At 71.1% G+C, this 18287-nt stretch carries 17 protein-coding genes; 10 read left to right on the top strand and 7 right to left on the bottom strand.

Annotated features, from left to right (window positions below):
- Positions 1–155: 155 nt before the first annotated feature.
- A complete protein-coding gene (locus ACIA5D_RS39625; RefSeq protein WP_396035652.1) occupies positions 156–521 on the bottom strand; it encodes a DoxX family protein in 366 nt (121 codons plus the stop codon).
- Positions 522–534: 13 nt separating this feature from the next.
- The gene (locus ACIA5D_RS39620; RefSeq protein ID WP_396035651.1) at positions 535–1389 is read right to left on the bottom strand and encodes an SDR family NAD(P)-dependent oxidoreductase; all 855 of its coding nucleotides are present in this window, start codon (positions 1387–1389) and stop codon (positions 535–537) included.
- Positions 1390–1483: 94 nt separating this feature from the next.
- On the opposite strand from ACIA5D_RS39620, the gene ACIA5D_RS39615 reads away from it, so the two are divergent.
- From ACIA5D_RS39615 to ACIA5D_RS39585, 7 genes are all read left to right on the top strand, one after another.
- Positions 1484–2371, top strand: a complete 888-nt coding sequence (locus ACIA5D_RS39615; RefSeq protein ID WP_396035650.1) for an RNA polymerase sigma-70 factor — start codon at positions 1484–1486, stop codon at positions 2369–2371.
- A 72-nt stretch (positions 2372–2443) separates the two neighbouring features.
- Positions 2444–3388, top strand: a complete 945-nt coding sequence (locus ACIA5D_RS39610; RefSeq protein ID WP_396035649.1) for a beta-ketoacyl-ACP synthase 3 — start codon at positions 2444–2446, stop codon at positions 3386–3388.
- An 84-nt stretch (positions 3389–3472) separates the two neighbouring features.
- Complete coding sequence (locus ACIA5D_RS39605) at positions 3473–4363, top strand: ABC transporter ATP-binding protein (protein ID WP_396035648.1); 891 nt, start codon at positions 3473–3475, stop codon at positions 4361–4363.
- Positions 4353–5177 (top strand): ABC transporter permease, encoded by an 825-nt coding sequence (locus ACIA5D_RS39600; RefSeq protein ID WP_396035647.1) that lies wholly within the window; start codon positions 4353–4355, stop codon positions 5175–5177. Before ACIA5D_RS39605 ends, ACIA5D_RS39600 begins: the two co-directional genes overlap by 11 nt.
- A 3-nt stretch (positions 5178–5180) precedes the next feature.
- Positions 5181–6293: a sensor histidine kinase gene (locus tag ACIA5D_RS39595; protein ID WP_396035646.1), complete on the top strand. Its 1113-nt coding sequence runs from the start codon at positions 5181–5183 to the stop codon at positions 6291–6293.
- Positions 6290–6946: a response regulator gene (locus ACIA5D_RS39590; protein ID WP_396035645.1), complete on the top strand. Its 657-nt coding sequence runs from the start codon at positions 6290–6292 to the stop codon at positions 6944–6946. The genes ACIA5D_RS39595 and ACIA5D_RS39590 overlap by 4 nt, the downstream gene beginning before the upstream one ends.
- 77 nt (positions 6947–7023) lie before the next feature.
- Positions 7024–7539: a hypothetical protein gene (locus ACIA5D_RS39585; protein WP_396035644.1), complete on the top strand. Its 516-nt coding sequence runs from the start codon at positions 7024–7026 to the stop codon at positions 7537–7539.
- Here ACIA5D_RS39585 and ACIA5D_RS39580 read toward each other — a convergent pair.
- Positions 7523–8491: an aldo/keto reductase gene (locus ACIA5D_RS39580; RefSeq protein WP_396035643.1), complete on the bottom strand. Its 969-nt coding sequence runs from the start codon at positions 8489–8491 to the stop codon at positions 7523–7525. The two genes, ACIA5D_RS39585 and ACIA5D_RS39580, sit on opposite strands and share 17 nt — an antisense overlap.
- Positions 8479–9354 carry an EamA family transporter gene (locus tag ACIA5D_RS39575; RefSeq protein ID WP_396035642.1) on the bottom strand — a complete coding sequence of 292 codons (876 nt, stop codon included), beginning with the start codon at positions 9352–9354 and terminating at the stop codon, positions 8479–8481. Before ACIA5D_RS39575 ends, ACIA5D_RS39580 begins: the two co-directional genes overlap by 13 nt.
- 86 nt (positions 9355–9440) lie before the next feature.
- Here ACIA5D_RS39575 and ACIA5D_RS39570 point away from each other — a divergent pair, with 86 nt between their 5' ends.
- The 3 genes from ACIA5D_RS39570 (at position 9441) to ACIA5D_RS39560 (ending at position 13386) form a co-directional block, all read left to right on the top strand.
- Entirely contained in the window at positions 9441–9887 is a 447-nt protein-coding gene (locus tag ACIA5D_RS39570; protein ID WP_396035656.1) for an Lrp/AsnC family transcriptional regulator, read from the top strand.
- A gap of 81 nt (positions 9888–9968) precedes the next feature.
- Entirely contained in the window at positions 9969–11816 is a 1848-nt protein-coding gene (locus ACIA5D_RS39565) for a glycoside hydrolase family 9 protein (protein ID WP_396035641.1), read from the top strand.
- Positions 11817–11985: 169 nt separating this feature from the next.
- Positions 11986–13386, top strand: coding sequence for a non-reducing end alpha-L-arabinofuranosidase family hydrolase (locus ACIA5D_RS39560; protein WP_396035640.1), 1401 nt, complete (start codon positions 11986–11988; stop codon positions 13384–13386).
- Positions 13387–13607: 221 nt separating this feature from the next.
- Here the strand turns inward: ACIA5D_RS39560 and ACIA5D_RS39555 are convergent, their stop codons facing one another.
- From ACIA5D_RS39555 to icmF, 3 genes are all read right to left on the bottom strand, one after another.
- Positions 13608–14108 carry a MarR family transcriptional regulator gene (locus ACIA5D_RS39555; protein WP_396035639.1) on the bottom strand — a complete coding sequence of 167 codons (501 nt, stop codon included), beginning with the start codon at positions 14106–14108 and terminating at the stop codon, positions 13608–13610.
- A 337-nt stretch (positions 14109–14445) separates the two neighbouring features.
- The gene (locus ACIA5D_RS39550; RefSeq protein WP_396035638.1) at positions 14446–15198 is read right to left on the bottom strand and encodes a helical backbone metal receptor; all 753 of its coding nucleotides are present in this window, start codon (positions 15196–15198) and stop codon (positions 14446–14448) included.
- On the bottom strand, positions 15195–18287 hold the full coding sequence (icmF, locus tag ACIA5D_RS39545; RefSeq protein ID WP_396035655.1) for a fused isobutyryl-CoA mutase/GTPase IcmF: 3093 nt from the start codon (positions 18285–18287) through the stop codon (positions 15195–15197). Before icmF ends, ACIA5D_RS39550 begins: the two co-directional genes overlap by 4 nt.

Genomic DNA, 18287 nt, shown 5'->3' with positions numbered 1-18287 from the left:
ATCGCCCTGGCCATGCTCACCCTCGGCGGCCACCGACCCGAACTACCCGACCGATGACCGCAAACCCACCCACACACCGATCACAAGAGCCACAAGATTTCGCCGTTGTCCACAGGCTGCGATCCGACGAACCCGACCTCGACGCCAGATGGTCGCTAGTCGGCGAATCGGCCGACCGCGACGAACACACAGACGACGAAGATCGTGACGGTGATGGCGATGTTCTTCGGCTCGCGCAGCAGGACGTGGGTCACCGTCGCGCCGATCATGAGGAGCGCGAGGCCGACCGCGGCGAGGGGGGTGAGAACCGGAGCGATGCCGGTCAGCTCGGGCAGGATCAGCCCGACGACGCCGAGCAGCTCGCTGGCGGCGATGAGGCGGATCGCCGGGGTGGGAAAGAACTGCACCCCGGTCTGGCCCCGGGCGACCAGGTCGTCCTTCGGCAGGGTCGACTTCATGGCGCCCGAGGTCGTGAACACCACCGCGAGCAGAATCTGAGCGCACCACAATGCGACATTCATATGATCACCGTCCTCAAGGCTTCATCGAATAGCCGGTGGCATGGCCGATGATGCGGTCCATCCACCGATCCGCCAGGACGCGATGCAGCGTCAGAAGGCGCTTCGCGCCGGCGCCCACCGGATAGCGGACGCGGGGACGGCTGCTGGTCAAGGCGTGGACGACCGCACCGGCGACGACATCCGGCGGGGAGCCGGTGGTCGCCTCCTTGCCGACCTTGGCGGCGATGGCCGCGAGCTGCCGGCCGTACGTGTCCCGGCCTTCTTGCGGAAGTTGCCGGAGCCAGGCGTCGGCGTCCCGCTCGAGCTTCCCCGGCATCGCGCTGGCGATGAATCCCGGCTCGATGACCGCCACGTGGACGCCCAGCGGACCCAGTTCCAGGCGCAGGCTGTCGCTAAGCCCTTCGAGGCCGTGTTTGGCCGCCGCGTAGCAGGCCATCAGCGGCGCGCCCACCCGCCCGCCGACCGAGCTGACGTTGACGATCCGGCCGTGCGCCGCGCGCAGCAGCGGCAGGAACGCCTGGATGACGGCGAGATGGCCGGTCAGGTTGATCTCGAGCTGACGCCGGAACACGTCCAGCGGCAGATAAGCGGCCGGGCACGGCACCGTGGTTCCGGCATTGTTCACCAAACCGGTCAGACCGGCGTCGCCCACCCGCTCGGCCACCAGATCACGGGCCGCACGAATGGATGCGGTATCGGTGACGTCGATGATCACCGGCGTCAGGCGGCGGGAGCCGCTCGACCGCAGCGCATCGCCGTCCTCGGGCCGGCGGACACCGGCGTACACGTGCATGCCCATCTCATCGAGGGCCAGCGCTGACGCGCGCCCGATTCCCGTCGAGGTACCGGTGATTACAACTGCTCGCATGATGCCCTCCCGTTCTCGTCGCGGAGAAAGCCGGTCAAACCCTTACGACGAGATCCAACCGGCGCCTGTGACAGTGACGTGCTTTGATGCCGGTATGACCGACCAAGCGACCAGCTACGCCCAACTGCGGCCGTTGATGTTCGCCATCGCCTACCGGATGGTGGGCAGCGTCGTCGACGCCGAGGACATCGCGCAGGAAGCGCTGCTCCGGATGCACCGCGACACCACGACGGTCGAATCCCCCGACGCGTACGCCGCCACCGTCACCACCCGGCTGGCGATCGATCATCTTCGCTCCGCCCGGGTCCGGCGCGAGCAGTACGTGGGCACCTGGCTTCCCGAGCCGTTGCTCGGCACCGACGAGTCCCGCGACCCGGCGGTGCGGACCGAGTACGACGAGCACCTCTCGATGGCGTTCCTGGCGACGCTGGAGCGTCTCTCCCCGGTCGAGCGGGCCGTGTTCCTGCTCCGCGAGGTCTTCGCGTACGACTACGACATGATCGCCGTCGTCGTCGGCAAGACCGCGGCCAACTGCCGGCAGATCCTGGCCCGGGCCCGCGCGCACATCGACGCCGGCCGTCCCCGCTTCGAGGTCTCGCCGGAACGCCGGGACGAGCTCGCACGCCGATTCCTCGCCGCATGCCGGGCCGGCGAGCTGGCCGAGCTCGAGACGCTGCTCGCCCACGACGTCCGGTTCTACGCCGACGGCAACGGCCGGCCGCCCGCCGTCACCCGGCCGGTCATCGGCCGCGCCCGGGTGGCCCGATTCCTGCTCGGCCTGTTCCGCCAGGCCGGCCGGGACGCCCTGCGGGTCGAGCCGCGGCTCGTCAACGGGCAACCGGGCGCCCGCGTCCTCGACGAGCACGGCCGGCTGCGCGCGGTGTTCGCGGTCCAGATCACCGGCGCCGACGGAGATCCCTGTGTCGAGGCGATCCACACCATCGTCAGCCCCGAGAAGCTGCGCCACCTGCAAGACCGATGACCGACCCGGAGGGGTGTCGCGTCCAGGGTTTCTGAAGACCGCGCTCAGCCGCGTCTGCTTTGCTTGCACACCATGGACCCTGCACTGACCGGCAACCCCGGCTCCCAGATCCTGAGCGTCGGCGCCTACCGCCCGCACACCGAGGTCGGCAACGAGACGATCGCGGCGCTCATCGACTCCAGCGACGAATGGATCCGCCGACGCAGCGGCATCGAGTCCCGCCGCTACGCCACCGATGACGAAGACCTGGTCACGATGGCTGCGGCGGCGGCATCCAAGGCCCTGGCCGGCGCCGGCGTGCACCCGCACGACGTCTCGGTGGTGCTGGTCGCGACCATGTCCCACCGCGGCCGGGCGACGACCGTGGCGCCGCTGGTGGCCGACGCGCTGGGCGCCACCTCGGCCGCCGCCATGGACCTCGGCGCGGCCTGCGCCGGTTTCCCGTACGCCCTGGCGACCGCCGACGCCCTGGTCCGCAGCGGCACGGCCCGCCACGTGGTGCTGGTCGGCGCCGAGCGGATGAGCGACATCGTCGATCCGCGCGACCGCGGCACCGCGTTCCTCTTCGGCGACGGCGCCGGAGCGGTGGTGGTGGGTCCCGCGCCGTCGCGCGGTATCGGCCCGGTGGTGTGGGGCGCCGAGGGCGCCAAGAGCGAGCTGCTGCGGTACGACGAGAGCGGCATCCTGCGCATGGCGGGGCCCGACGTCTTCCGCTGGGCGACCTCGGTCATCCCCGAGGTGGGCCGGCGAGCGCTCGACGCGGCCGGCATCACCGCCGCCGACCTGTCGGCGTTCATCCCCCACCAGGCCAACCTGCGCATCACCACGGCCGCGGCCAAGGCCCTGGGCTTGGGTCCGCACGTCCGGATATCCACCGACATCGTCACCAACGGCAACACGGGTGCGGCTTCCATCCCGCTGGCCATGGCGGCGCTGCCGGACGCGGCCGGTCCTGCCCTGCTGGTCGGTTTCGGCGCCGGTCTCGCGTACGCGGCCCAGGTGGTCGAGCTGCCCTGACGCCGCGGTCTACGTCCGCTGACGTACACCCGATGCCGCGCCTCGACGGACGCCCCCGGCCGCGGAGCCGGGCACTGTCATGGCATGGAACCGATCGTCACGCAAGGTTTGACCAAGCGGTACGGCGACCTGCTCGCCGTACGGGATCTCGATCTCACCGTGCGGGCCGGCGAGGTGTACGGCTTCCTCGGCCCCAACGGCGCCGGCAAGACCACGACGCTGCGGATGCTGCTGGGTCTGGTCCGGCCCACGGCGGGCACGGTGCTGCTGAACGGCCGGCCGCCGGGCTCGCAACCCTCCGTCGGCGCCCTGATCGAAGGTCCCGCCTTCTACCCGTACCTGTCGGGCCGGGACAACCTGCGCGTGCTCGCCCGGCACGCCGGCGTGGCCGGCCGGCGGGTCGACGTGGTCCTCGAGCTCCTGGACCTGACCGGCCGGGCCGGCGACCGCTACGCGAAGTACTCCCTGGGCATGAAGCAGCGCCTCGGAGTGGCCGCGGCGCTGCTGAAGGACCCGCGGCTGCTGATCCTCGACGAGCCGACCAACGGTCTCGATCCGGCGGGAATGGCCGACATGCGGGCGATGGTCCGCCGGCTCGGCGCGGCCGGCTGCACGGTGCTGGTGTCGAGCCATCTGCTCGGCGAGGTGCAGCAGATCTGTGACCGCGTCGGTGTCATCTTCCGCGGCCGGCTGGTGCGCGAGGGCACGGTGGCGGATCTGCGCGGGCGCGCCGACCTGCGCGTGGTCGCCGAACCGCTGGACCTCGCGGCGAAGCAGGCGCGGATGCTGCTGGGTCCCGGCGCGGTGACCCTGGCCGACGGTGGCCTGAACCTCGCCGTCGGCGCGGACCGGGCGGGTGAGATCAACACGTCGCTGGTGTCGGCGGGCGTGACGGTCAGCGAGCTGCGGACCGTCGAACGCGATCTGGAACAGGCATTCTTCGAGCTCACCGGGGGTGGGGCAGATGTGGGGTAACGTCACGGCCGAGCTGTTCAAGCTGGTGAAGCGGCCGGCGAACTGGCTGCTGCTGGCGGTGGCGCTCGTGCTCGGCCTGCTGTTCACGTACGTGATTCCGTACGCCGGCTACCGCGGCGGCACCGGCGGCCCGACGGCCGATCGCGGTCTCGCGGCGGTCGTGCCGGCGCAGCTGGTCGGCAACTCCGTCGCCGGCCTGCCGGTCTTCCTCGGCGCGATCCTCGTCATCCTGGGCGTGCTGGCGGTGGGCAGCGAGTACGGCTGGGACACCTGGAAAACCGTGCTGACCCTGGGCCCGTCGCGGCTCGCCGTGTATGCAGGCAAGCTCGCGGCCCTCGCCGTCGCGGCGCTCGCGTTCGTGGTGGCGCTGTTCGCGGCCGGGGCGGGCGCCAGCCTGGTCATCGCGGCGGTCGAGGACCAGCCGATGGCGTGGCCGTCGATCGGCGAGCTCGCGGCCGGATTGGGCGGGGGCTGGCTGATCGCGGCCATGTGGACCGCGTTCGGCGTGGTGCTCGCGGTGCTGCTGCGCGGCGTCGCGCTGGCGCTCGGCCTCGGCCTGGTCTGGCTGCTGGCGGTGCAGAACCTGCTCGCGGGTCTGGCCGCGCCGCTGGTGGACTGGATCGCGCAGGCGCAGAAGGGGCTGCCCGGGCCGAACGCGGGCGCTCTGGCGGCGGCGCTCGGCAGCTCGCCGGACACGCCGGGCGTCGATGCCACCGTGGGTGGTGGCGGCCAGGCGGCGCTGATCGTCGCGGCCTACCTGGTGGGTTTCCTGGCCGCCGGCGCGCTGGTCCTGCGCCGCCGTGACATCCTCTGACACGTGGACGCCATCTCGGTCCGCCGCTGGCTCACCGACGGCCTGATCGCCGCGGTGCTGCTGGCGTTCGGGCTGATCACCACCCGGTTCGCGGCCCAGAACCAGCCGGGCGCGACGCCGCTCGACGCGGTGGGCTACGGCCTGATCGCGGTGGCGGCGTCGGCCCTGGCGATCCGGCGGCGGTGGCCCGTCGTCACGCTCGCGATCGTCACCGCCGCCACCGTCGCCTATCTGCTCGGCGACTACGCGTACGGATCGATCATGTTCTGTTTCTCGCTGGCCGTGTACACCATGGCCGCCGAGCTGCCACTACGCCCCGCCGCCGTGATCGCCGGCGCCGCGCTGGTGGCGGTGAGCGTGCACGCCTTCGTCCCGCCCGACGGCGATCCCGGCATCGAGGGGCTCGCCCCCGCCGCCGCCTGGGTGGTCGTCCCCTTCGCGCTGGGCATCACGGTGCGGCTGAGCCGCGAGGCGACCGCCCGTGCCCGCGTCGACGCCGCCCGGCGGATCGCCGACGACGAGCGGCTGCGGGTCGCCCAGGAGGTCCACGACGTCGTGGGTCACGGTCTGGCCGCCATCAACATGCAGGCCGAGATCGCGCTGCACCTGCTGCATCGCAAGCCCGAACAGACGGAGGCCGCGTTGACCGCGATCAGCCGTACGAGCAAACAAGGGCTCGACGAGCTACGGGCGACGCTGCTGGCGGTGCGCCGCGGCGACGACCGCGCGCCCATGCCCGGGCTGGGTCAGCTACCCGCGCTGCGGGACCGGCTCGCCCACGCCGGCCTGCCGGTGTCGCTGTCGATCGACGGGACGCCGCCCGGGGCGCTGCCGGGCGCTGTCGACCTCGCCGCCTACCGCATCGTGCAGGAGGCACTGACCAACGTGCTCCGCCACGCCGGCGCGACAACCGCCAAGGTGACCATCGGGTACGGGGCGGAGGCGCTCGAGCTCGAGGTGACCGACGCCGGCCTCGGCGGGGTCCCGTCGCACCACGGCAGCGGAATCCCGGGCATGCGCGAGCGGGCGGCCGCGCTGGGCGGCGAGCTGACGGCCGGGCCGCGGCCCGGCGGCGGGTTCCGGGTGTACGCGGTGCTGCCGGTGACCGGGTCATGATCGGTGTTCTCATCGCCGACGACCAGGATCTCGTACGCCTGGGGCTCAGCGCGCTGATCGGGGCCGAGGACGACATGCGGGTCGTGGGCGAGGCGGCCGACGGGCTGGCGGCGGTCGCGGTCGCCCGCGAGACCCGGCCCGACATCGTCCTGATGGATGTGCGGATGCCCGGCATCGACGGGATCGAGGCGACCCGCCGGCTCACCGCCGACGCGACGATGAGCGGCACGCGGGTGATCGTGCTGACCACGTTCGAGCTCGACGAGTACGTCTTCGACGCGCTGCGCCACGGCGCCAGCGGGTTTCTCACCAAGGACACCAAGCCGGCCGAGGTGTTGAAGGCCATCCGGCTGGTGGCCGCGGGCGAGGCGCTGCTGTCGCCGTCGGTGACCCGCCGGGTCGTACGCGAGTTCGCCACCCGCCCGTCGCGGGCCCGGAAACCGCACCCGCGGCTCGGCACGCTCACCGACCGCGAGCGGGAGGTCGCCGGGCTGGTCGGCGAGGGGCTGAGCAACGAGGACATCGCCGAGCGGCTCGTGGTCAGCCCGGCGACGGCCCGCACCCACGTCAGCCGGGCGATGGTCAAGCTCGGCGCGCGCGATCGGGCGCAGCTCGTCGTCTTCGCGTACCAGTCGGGCCTGGTCGACCTGTAGCGCTACGTCCGGGGACGTAGCGCGGGTGTCGCCCGGCAACGGACGTGCCCGGCCCCGCCGATCGGCATGGTGACGAGATGAACTCGATTTCTTTCGTCCTCAACCGCACCTGGCGCCGGATCACGCTGATCACACACGTCATCTCGGCCGGCGCGTGGATCGGGATCGACGTCATGGTGGCCGTCCTCGTCGGCGTCGGCTGGTTCGGGACCGATACCGAGATCCGCGGCCTGGCGTACCGGGCGCTGGCAACGTTCGTGGTGTGGCCGATGCTGACCTCCGGGCTGATCTGCCTGGCCACCGGCCTCGTCCTCGGCCTGGGCACGAAATGGGGCCTGTTGCGGTACTGGTGGGTCGCCGTGAAGCTGGGCCTGAACCTGCTGCTGTGCACGCTGATCGTCGCCGTGCTCCAACCCGGCATGGACGCGGTCGGCGGCTACGGCCGCGACCTGGCCGGCGGCACGGCCAACGCGACCGACGTCTCGTCGTTGTTCTTCCCGCCGGCGGTGTCGCTGACGACCTTGACGATCGCGACCGTCCTCGCGGTCGTGAAACCGTGGGGCCGTACGCGCAGCCTCACTCGTGCCCGATGATCGGGTGCGGCCGGTACGGGGCCTCGAGGCGCGCCACCTCCTCGTCGTCGAGGGACAGGCCGACGGCCGCGATCGCGTCGTCGAGGTGGCCGGTCCTGGTCGCGCCGACGATCGGCGCCGTCACGCCGGGCCGGCCGAGCAGCCACGCGAGCGCGACCTGGGCCGGGGGCACGCCCCGGTCGGCGGCGACCGCCAGAACCGCGTCCACGACGTCGAAGTCGGCCTCGGTGTACATGCCGTCGGCCAGCGCGTCGCTGCCCGCGCGGACGGTGGTGTTCCGGCCGTCCCGCCGCCGGCTGCCGGTGAGCAGGCCGCGGGCCAGCGGGCTCCACGGGATCACGCCCACGCCCTGGTCGAGGCAGAGCGGGATCATCTCGCGCTCCTCCTCGCGGTACGCCAGGTTGTAGTGGTTCTGCATCGAGACGAACCTCGTCGGGCCGGCGTGCTGCGCCTTGGCGAACTGCCACGCGTACATGCTGGAGGCTCCGATGTAGCGCGCCTTGCCCGCCCGTACGCAATCGTGCAGTGCCTCCATGGTCTCCTCGATCGGCGTCTCGTGGTCCCAGCGGTGGATCTGGTAAAGGTCGACGTAGTCGGTTCCGAGCCGGGTCAGCGAGGCGTCGATCGCGGCCAGGACGTGCTTGCGCGACAGTCCCCGGTCGTTCGGCCCCTCGCCCATCGGGAAGTAGATCTTGGTGGCGAGGACGTAGTCGTCGCGGCGGGCGAACAGCTTGCCGAGCAGCCGCCCGGTGACCTCCTCGCTCACGCCGCCGGAGTACATGTCGGCGGTGTCGAAGAACGTCACACCGGACTCGGCCGCGCGCCGCACGATCGGTTCGGCCGCGTCCTCGGGCAGGATCCAGTCCCGTCGCTCCGGCGTGCCGTAACTCATCATGCCGAGGCAGATCCGGGAGACCTTCAGGCCGGACGAGCCCAGATTCACGTAGCGCATGGTGCTTTCACCTTTCTCGGAGCTTCGGCCTGGTGGATCGCCACCCCGGCCGTGATGAGGGCGATACCCATGACGTCCTGGGCCGTGGGCACCTGGGCCAGCACGACCAGCCCGACGACGGTGGCGGTGGCCGGCAGGATGCTCAGCATCAGCGCGAAGCTCGACCGGCCCAGGCGCGCCATGGCGAGCTGGTCGGTGACGTACGGGATGACCGAGGAGCACACGGCCACGCCGAACCCGGCCAGCAGCAGCAGCGGATGGGTGAAGGCCACCGCGGCGTCGCCGAGGCCGTACGGGGTCACGATGACGGCGGCGACCAGCATGGCGGCCCCGAGCCGGTCGATCCCGCCCGGACCCGTCCCGCCCGAGCCCGGGCCCGCGTTGGCGATCCGGTGCCCGAGGACGACGTACAGCAGGAACAGCGCGCAGTTGGCGAACGCCAGCACGATGCCCAGCGGCTCGGCCACGATCCGCACGTCGGCGAGCGCGACGACCCCGCCGACCGCGAGCGCGAGTGCCAGCAGGTTGCGGCGACCGCGTACGCCGACCGCGGCCAGCACGATGATGCCGAGGAACTCGATCGCCCCGACCGTCGACAGCGGGATGCGCGCGCAGGCCAGGTAGAACACGGTGTTCATGGCGGCCAGCACCGCGCCCAGCGCCACGAGCGGGCGCCACGGCCCGGCCGGCCGCCACGGGCGGCGCCAGACGGCGAACACCGCGGCCGCGCCGGCGATCCTGATCCAGGTCACCCCGGGCACGCCGAGCTGACCGAACAGCGTCACGGCGAACGCCGGCCCGAGATAGTGGAAGACGGCGCTCACCGCGAAGAACGCCTGCGGCGGCACCCGGCCTGGACTCACCGGAGTAGCGTCTCAACCCAGTCGGCCCGACTGAATGGCAATCTGCAGGTGAGGGGCTCGAGATGCCGTTGAATTCCAGCCTCAGCATGGTGGACAGCATCAATGTCCGATTGCTCACCGAGCTGCACGCCGACCCCCGGCTGTCGATGTCCGAGCTCGCGCGCCGGGTCGGCATGTCCGCCCCCGCGGTCACCGAGCGCGTCCAGCGCCTGCAGCGCGCCGGCGTCATCACCGGGTTCCACATGGACGTCGCGCCCGAGGCCCTCGGCATGACGGTGACGGCGATCGTCCGGGTGCGGCCCGGCCCCGGCCAGCTGCCCCGGGTGGCCGACACCGCCCGCGCCACGCCCAACGTGGTCGAGTGCCACCGGATCACCGGCGAGGACTGCTTCCTGCTGAAGGTCCACGCGCCGTCGATGGCCGACCTCGAGGAGATCATCGACCGCTTCGTCCTGCTCGGCCAGACCACGACATCGATCGTCGTCTCGACGCCGGTGCCGCCGCGCCCGCTGCCGATCCCCCAGCAAACATGAGCGAATCTCTTGACCGTGCGTGTGGACGGAAATACGGTTCCTAGGTCTGTTAAACAGTCTTCCTATTATCGGAGCCGCCTCATGTTCGCGACGTCCGGCGCGTTCAAGATGGTCATGGGCCTGGCGCTGCTGGCGACCACGGGCGCCGCCGCGCCGCCGGCACATCCGGCCGTGCGCGGCTTCATCCGCGTCGACCAGGCCGGCTTCGCGCCCGGCGAGAGCAAGCAGGCGTACCTGATGGCCACGACGCCGGCTCCGGGCGTACGTTTCACGGTCGTCGACGCCGCCGGCCGGTCCGTCCTCTCCGGACGGGCCGCCTCGGCGAGCCGGGGTTCCTGGAACGCCGCCTACCCGGCGGTCTATTCGATCGACCTCCACGGCCTGCATCGGCCCGGCACGTACCGCATCCGCGTCCAGGACATCGTCTCGCCCGGCTTCCGCGTGCGGCCGGCCCGCGAGCTCTATGGCGACCTGGTCCGCGACGGCGTGACGTTCTTCCATACCCAGCGGGACACGGCGCACCGCAACGACGCCGTCGCCTCCGTGTACGCGACACCGCACTTCGTCACCGAGGACGTCATCGGCGACGCGGATCTCACCCGGACCGGCGGCCCGGTCGACGTCGCCGGCGGCTGGTACGACGCCGGCGACTACCTGAAGATGACCCACACCACGGCGTACGGTGTCATCGCTCTTCTCGCCTCGGCACGGGCCATGGGGCCGGCCACGCCCGCCGGGCTGCGCGACGAGGCCCGCAACGGCGTCGACTGGCTCGGCAAGGCGTGGGACCAGCGCACCCGGACGCTACACCTGCAGGTCGGCATCGGCTCGGGCAACGAGGCCGGCACGTTCATCGGCGACCACGACCTGTGGCGACTGCCGCAGAGCGACGACCACGACACCGATCCCGCCGACCGGTACGCCACCGCGCACCGCCCGGTCTTCGACGCCGCCGCGCCGGGCACGCCGATCAGCCCCAACCTCGCCGGCCGGGTCGCCGCGGCCTTCGCGCTGGCCGCGCAGCAGGACGCCGCCCGCGATCCCCGCCGTGCCCGGGCCGAACTGCGCGCCGCCACCTCGCTCTACGCCCGGGCCGACGTCCAGAGTCCGCCGGAGCAGTTGGTGACCGCGCTGCCCAACGAGTTCTACCCCGAGGACACCTGGCACGACGACATGGAGCTGGGCGCCACCGAGATCGCCCTGGCCACGCAGCGGCTGGGCCTGCCCGGCAGCCATGCCTACGTGCGCGACGCCGCGACCTTCGCTCGCGGCTACCTCACCGCCGAGACCGGAGACACCTTCAACTTGTACGACGTGAGCGCGCTCGCCCACGCCGACCTGATCACCGCGATCCGGCGGACGGGCGGCGCGCACGGGCTCGCCACCGGCCCAGACCGGCTGGTCGCCGACCTACGGCGGCAGGTGCGCACGGGCGCGGACCGGGCGGCCGGCGACCCGTTCCACGCCGGCGGGATCTACACCGACTTCGACGTCGCCTCGCACACGTTCGGGCTGATCGCCACCGAGGCGATGTACCGGGCGGCGAGCGGCGACACCACCTACGCCGCCTTCGCGACCAGGCAGCGCGACTGGCTCCTCGGCGCGAACGCCTGGGGCGCCAGCTTCATGATCGGTGAGGGCTCGACCTTCCCCCGGTGCCCGCAGCATCAGATCGCCAACCTGACCGGACGCACCCTGACCGGCGCGGTCGTGAACGGGCCCAACGACCCCGAGCTGTTCGCCGACGGGCTCGGCGACCACATGGACGACATGGTGGCCTGCCCGCCCGGCGGCGCCGACCGGTACGCGGCGTTCACCGGCCACGGCAGCCGGTATGTCGACGACGTCCGGGCCTGGCAGACCGACGAACCCGCCCTGGACATGACCGGCAGCGCCATCCTCGGCGCGGCCCTCCAGTCGATCGCGTGACGGCCGCATACGTCGAGAAGCGGGGCTGAAAATCCGTTATGGACCGATCGCCCAATTGGTCTGACCTTGAGGCGGCGGGAAACAGCCTGGCAATATGAGCGGCAGGCCCGGGAGCGCTCCCACGACTCTCGGCTGAACAGTTTCAGCCGTCCTCTCAGGGGAGCTGCTCATGACAAAACGCAGAGCCACTCAAGCAGCGCTGACGTCCGTCGCTGCCCTGCTGCTGGTGTCGGGGGCGGTCGCGGTGGCGCTTCCGGCCGGCGCCGCGGCCGCGGGCTGCTCGGTGAACTACACGGTGTCCTCGCAGTGGCAGGGCGGGTTCGGCGCCGGCGTGACCATCACGAACCTCGGCGATCCGCTGACCAACTGGACCCTGACCTGGTCGTTCGGCGCCGGGCAGACGGTGACGCAGGCGTGGAACACGTCGCTGACGCAGAGCGGTTCGGCGGTGACCGCGAAGAACGTGAGTTACAACGGATCGGTCGCGACCAACGGCACGGTGGCGTTCGGTTTCAACGGGTCGTGGACGGGCAGCAACCCCGCGCCCACGAGTTTCGCCGTCAACGGTGTGACGTGCACGGGTAGCACCACGCCGACAACGGCCCCGACCACTGCGCCTACCACGCCACCGACCACTGCGCCTACCACGCCACCGCCCAGCACCTGCGCTCTTCCGTCGTCCTATCGGTGGAGCTCGACCGGGGCGCTGGCGAACCCCAAGTCAGGCTGGGCTTCCCTCAAGGACTTCACCACCGTCCCCTACAACGGCCGGCACCTCGTCTACGCGACGACGCACGACAACGGATCGACCTGGGGCTCGATGAACTTCGGAGTCTTCACCAACTGGTCCGACATGGCCTCAGCCAGCCAGAACGGCATGACCTCGGGCACCGTCGCACCAACACTGTTCTACTTCGCGCCCAAGAGCATCTGGATACTCGCCTACCAATGGGGCCCGACCGCCTTCTCCTACAAAACCTCCAGCGACCCCACCAACCCCAACGGCTGGTCCTCCGCACAAACCCTGTTCACCGGCAGCATCTCAGGCTCCGGCACCGGCCCCATCGACCAAACCCTCATCGCCGACAGCAGCAACATCTACCTGTTCTTCGCCGGCGACAACGGCAAGATCTACCGCGCCAGCATGCCCATCGGGAACTTCCCCGGCAACTTCGGCTCCACCTACACCACCATCATGACCGACTCCACCAACAACCTCTTCGAAGCACCCCAGGTCTACAAAGTCGCAGGCCAGAACCAATACCTCATGATCGTCGAGGCCATCGGAAGCCAAGGCCGCTACTTCCGCTCCTTCACCGCCACCAGCCTCGCCGGCACCTGGACACCACAAGCCACCACCGAAAGCAACCCCTTCGCCGGCAAAGCCAACAGCGGCGCCACCTGGACCAACGACATCAGCCACGGCGACCTGATCCGCTCCACCGCCGACCAGACCATGACCATCGACCCCTGCAACCTCCAACTGCTCTACCAAGGCCGAGCCACCAACTCTGGCGGCGACTACGGCCTGCTGCCGTACCGGCCGGGTGTGCTGACCTTGCAGCGTTGACGGCGTGAGCGGGCGGGCTCGGCGCACAGGCCGGGCCCGCCCCGGCCGAGACCTGGCCGGGACGCGCCACGGTCGGGACCTGGCCGGGACGCGCGCCATGGTCGGGACCTGGCCGGGACGCGCCACGGTCGGGACCTGGCCGGGACGCGCCACGGTCGGGACCTGGCCAGGCCGGGCCCGGCCGGGACGCGCCACGGTCGAGCGCCTGCTCGGCTGAGCGGTCAGAAGTCGCCGGCGTCGCGGCGCAACTCGGTCAGGATGCCGACCAGCTCGGTGACCCCAGGCGGCGCGATGCCGGGCGCGGTGAACACCTCGTCGTTCAGCTCCTTGGTCGCCGCGAGGGCGAGCTCGCGCCCCGGATCGAGCAGGTCGACCAGCGTGGCGCGCCGGTCGGTGGGGTGCGACGTACGCCGGACCAGGCCGGCCGCCTCGAGCCGGTCGACCGCATTGGTGACGCTCGTCGGGTGAACCTGCAGACGCTGCCCGATCTTGGCCATGGGCAACGATCCCGCGCGACTGAAGAACAGCAGCATCAGCACCTCGTACCGGGCGAAGGTCACGCCGTGGCGGCGCAGGACGTTCTCGACCCGGGCGAGCGCGATCTGCTGGGCGCGCATGAGGGAGGTCACGGCCGCCATCCCGTCCGCGGCGTCCTCCCAGCCGTGGTCGGCCCATTGGCGGCGGGCCTCGGCGATGGGGTCCATGTGCAGACGGTCGCTCACCGCAACATCGTAACGGGAGACCGGACAGCGCATGGACATCCGATAGTTGGACGTCCTACTATCGGGCGGATCCTGGCCGGCTCCGACGAGGTCAAGCAGCGCTACCTGCCGCCGGTGGCCAGGGGCGAGGCGATGTTCTCGTACGGCTTGTCCGAACGCGAGGCCGGCTCGGTGACGGCGGCCGCATCCCCGACCTCACCCTCTGGTCGGCGCCGCAGCCCCGCAGCGTGTGGCTTCCGCTGACCGGCCTGGTGCTGGCCATCGAGATCGTCTCACCCGGCTCGGCCGCGATGGACGAGGTCGTCAAGGTGCGGGAGTACGCCGAGCGATCACCACCTCAACGGCTGACGCGGCCGATGAGGTCCAGCAGCTCGTCGCGAGCGGTGGCCAGCGACGGCCCGTACCAGGTGAGTTGCCGTCCCGGCACGAGCACGGTCCGCAGGTCCGGGAAGGCTTCCGGCCCGTCGTCGGGCCCGAAGACGTACGGCTCGTCAGGCAACAGCACGAGATCGGCGCGCACCGAGGAGAGCTCGACCCTCGGATAGCGCGCCTCGCCCACGCCAAAAACGTTGTCCAGCCCCAGGCGCGCCAGCAGGTCGCCGGTGAAGGTGCGCGCACCGACCACCATCCAGGGGTCCCGCCAGATCGGGACCGCGACCGTCCGGCGTGGCCGCGGCGCCGGCCGGCGCCATTCCACGGCCGCGGTCCGCAGCCAGTCCGGCTCGTCGACCGCGAGCACGTCGACGAACAGCCGGCGCATCGAGTGCAGCGCACCGTCGAGGGACTCGATCGCCGTGACCCAGACCGGCACGCCGGCGGCGCGCAGCCGCTCCACGTCGAGCTGCCGGTTCTCCTCCTGGTTGGCCACGACCAGGTCCGGCCGAAGCGCCTCGATCGCCGCACGGTCCGGGTTCTTCGTGCCCCGCACCCGCGGCAGGTCGAGGCCGGGCGGGTGGGTGCACCAGTCGGTGACCGCGACCAGCCGCGAAGGGACCGTCACCGCGAGCGCCTCGCTGAGCGACGGGACCAGCGACACGATGCGCCGCGGCGGCGCCTCGCAAGCGACGGGGAATCCGAGGTCGTCGATCACACGTTGCGCCGGTACTGGCCGCCGACGGTGAAGAACGCGTCGGAGATCTGCCCGAGCGAGCAGCACCGCACGGCGTTCATCAGCTCGGCGAACACGTTGCCGCCACTCGTCGCCACCTGCTGCAACCGGGCCAGGGCGGCCGGCGCCTCGGTCGCGTGCCGGGCGTGGAAGCCGGCCAGCCGGGCCAGCTGGGACTCCTTCTCCTCGGCGGTCGCGCGGGCCAGGTCGACGGTCTGCGGCGGCCCGGCCGACCGGTGTGGGTCGAGGAACGTGTTGACGCCGACCAGCGGGAGGGTGCCGTCGTGCTTGCGGTGCTCGTACAGCATCGACTCGTCCTGGATGCGGCCGCGCTGGTAGCCGGTCTCCATCGCCCCCAGCACGCCGCCGCGTTCGGCGATCCGGTCGAACTCGGCGAGCACCGCCTCCTCCACGAGGTCGGTGAGCTCGTCGACGATGGACGATCCCTGCAGCGGGTTCTCGTTGGCGGCCAGCCCCCACTCCTTGTCGATGATCATTTGGATGGCGAGCGCACGCCGTACGGAATGCTCGCTCGGTGTTGTCACCGCCTCGTCGTACGCGTTGGTGTGCAGGCTGTTGGCGTTGTCGTAGATGGCGCACAGCGCCTGCAGGGTGGTCCGGATGTCGTTGAAGTCCATCTCCTGCGCGTGCAGCGACCGGCCGGAGGTCTGCACGTGGTACTTGAGCTTCTGCGAGCGCTCCCCCGCGCCGTACCGCTCCCGCATCGCCACCGCCCAGATCCGCCGCGCCACCCGGCCGATCACCGTGTACTCCGCGTCCATGCCGTTCGAGAAGAAGAACGACAGGTTCGGGGCAAAATCATCGATCTTCATACCCCGCGACAGGTACGACTCGACGTACGTGAACCCGTTCGCGAGCGTGAACGCCAGCTGGCTGATCGGGTTGGCCCCGGCCTCGGCGATGTGGTAGCCGCTGATCGATACCGAGTAGAAGTTGCGGACCCGCTGGTCGATGAAGAACTGCTGGATGTCGCCCATGCAGCGCAGCGCGAACTCGGTCGAGAAGATGCAGGTGTTCTGCCCCTGGTCCTCCTTGAGGATGTCGGCCTGCACGGTCCCGCGCACGGTCGACAGCGTCCGCGCGACAACCTCCTCGCGCGGCTCGTCCGGCGAAAGCGAGAGCTGCTGGTCGATCGCGGTGTTGAGGAACATCGCCAGGATCGCCGGCGCCGGGCCGTTGATGGTCATCGACACCGAGGTGGTCGGCGAGCAGAGGTCGAACCCGTCGTAGAGGACCTTCATGTCGTCGAGGGTGGCGATCGAGACGCCCGAGGTGCCGACCTTGCCGTAGATGTCCGGCCGCAGGTCGGGGTCGCGGCCGTACAGCGTGACCGAGTCGAACGCCGTCGACAGCCGGGTCGCCGGTTGGCCCTGTGAGAGCAGGTGGAACCGCCGGTTCGTACGAAACGCGTCGCCCTCGCCGGCGAACATCCGGGCCGGGGCCTCGCCTTCGCGCTTGAACGGGAACACGCCGGCGGTGAACGGGAAGAAGCCCGGCAGGTTCTCCCGGCGCAGGAAGCCGAGCAGTTCGGCCTCGTCGCGGGTGCGGGGCAGCGCGACCCGGCGAACCTTCGAGCCCGACAGCGTCGTGCGGGTCAGCGGCGTGCGGATCTCCCGGTCGCGCACGCGGTACACGTATTCGTCCCCGGAATACGCCTCGACAGTCAAAGGCCATTGCGACAACAGATTTCGTACGTCGGGAAGCAGCTCTCCCTCGGCTGCGAGTTCCAGATCGCGAACCCGCTCGGCGGCCGCGTCGTCGCCGAGCAACTCCCCTGTCAGCCGCAACGCCTGCCGACGCCGTACGATATCGGCCTGTTCTTCGGTTTTAGCATGATATTCGCGAATTGTGTCGGAGATATCCGCCAGATACCGCGAGCGGGACGACGGCACCACGCTGGTCAGGCCGGACGAGACGCGGACGTCGACGACCGGCAGCGTCCCGGCCCCCGCCGGCAGCCCCTTGGCGACGAGCAGCTCCCGCAGGCGCTGGTAGAGCGCGGTCACCCCGTCGTCGTTGAAGCGGGCGGCGCTGGTGCCGAACACCGGCATCTCCTGCCACGGCACGCCGAACGCCTCCCGGTTGCGCACCAGCTGCCGGGCCACGTCGCGGCGGGCGTCCTCGGCGCCGCGCCGCTCGTACTTGTTGATCGCCACCACGTCGGCGAAATCCAGCATGTCGATCTTCTCGAGCTGCGACGCGGCCCCGAACTCCGGCGTCATCACGTACAGCGCCACATCGGAGAACGGCACGATCCCCGCGTCGCCCTGCCCGATGCCCGGCGTCTCCACGATCACCAGGTCGAACCCGGCCGCCTTCACGGCCGCGAGGATGTCGTCCAGGTGTTCCGGCAGTTGCGCGCCGGCGGTGCGGGTGGCCAGCGAGCGGAAGAACGTGCGCCCGGGCTCGAGGGCGTTCATCCGGATCCGGTCGCCGAGCAGCGCGCCGCCACCGCGCCGCCGGGTCGGGTCGATCGCCAGCACGGCCACCCGCAGCTTGTCCTCCTGGTCGAGCCGCAGCCGGCGCAGCAGCTCGTCGGTCAGCGACGACTTGCCCGAGCCACCGGTGCCGGTGATGCCCAGGACCGGCACGGTGCGGCCGGTTCTCAACCGGGCCGCAAACTCCCGCGATCGTCCCGCCTCCAGCACGGTGATCGCGCGCGCCAGGGCCGCCGGGTCGCCGGCCAGCACTGCTTCGACGTCCGGTTCCCGCGCGGCCAGGTCGACGTCGCAGGCCCGGATCAGCTCGTTGATCATGCCCGGCAGCCCCAGCCGCTGCCCGTCCTGCGGCGAGAAGATCGTGACGCCGCGCTCGGCCAGCAGCGCGATCTCCTCGGGAACGATCACGCCGCCCCCGCCCCCGAACACCCGCACGTGACCGGCGCCGGCCTCGGCGAGCCGCTCGACCAGATAGGTGAAGTACTCGACGTGGCCGCCCTGGTAGGACGAGATCGCCACGCCCTGCGCGTCCTCCTCCACCGTGGCCCGCACGATCGTGTCGACGCTGCGGTCGTGCCCGAGATGGATCACCTCGGCGCCCTGCGCCTGCAG

This window comes from Actinoplanes sp. NPDC051513, from assembly GCF_044454685.1.
Taxonomy (GTDB): Bacteria; Actinomycetota; Actinomycetes; order Mycobacteriales; family Micromonosporaceae; genus Actinoplanes.
Note: the sequence above shows the minus strand (reverse complement) of the source record. Positions and strands in the feature narration are given on the sequence as shown.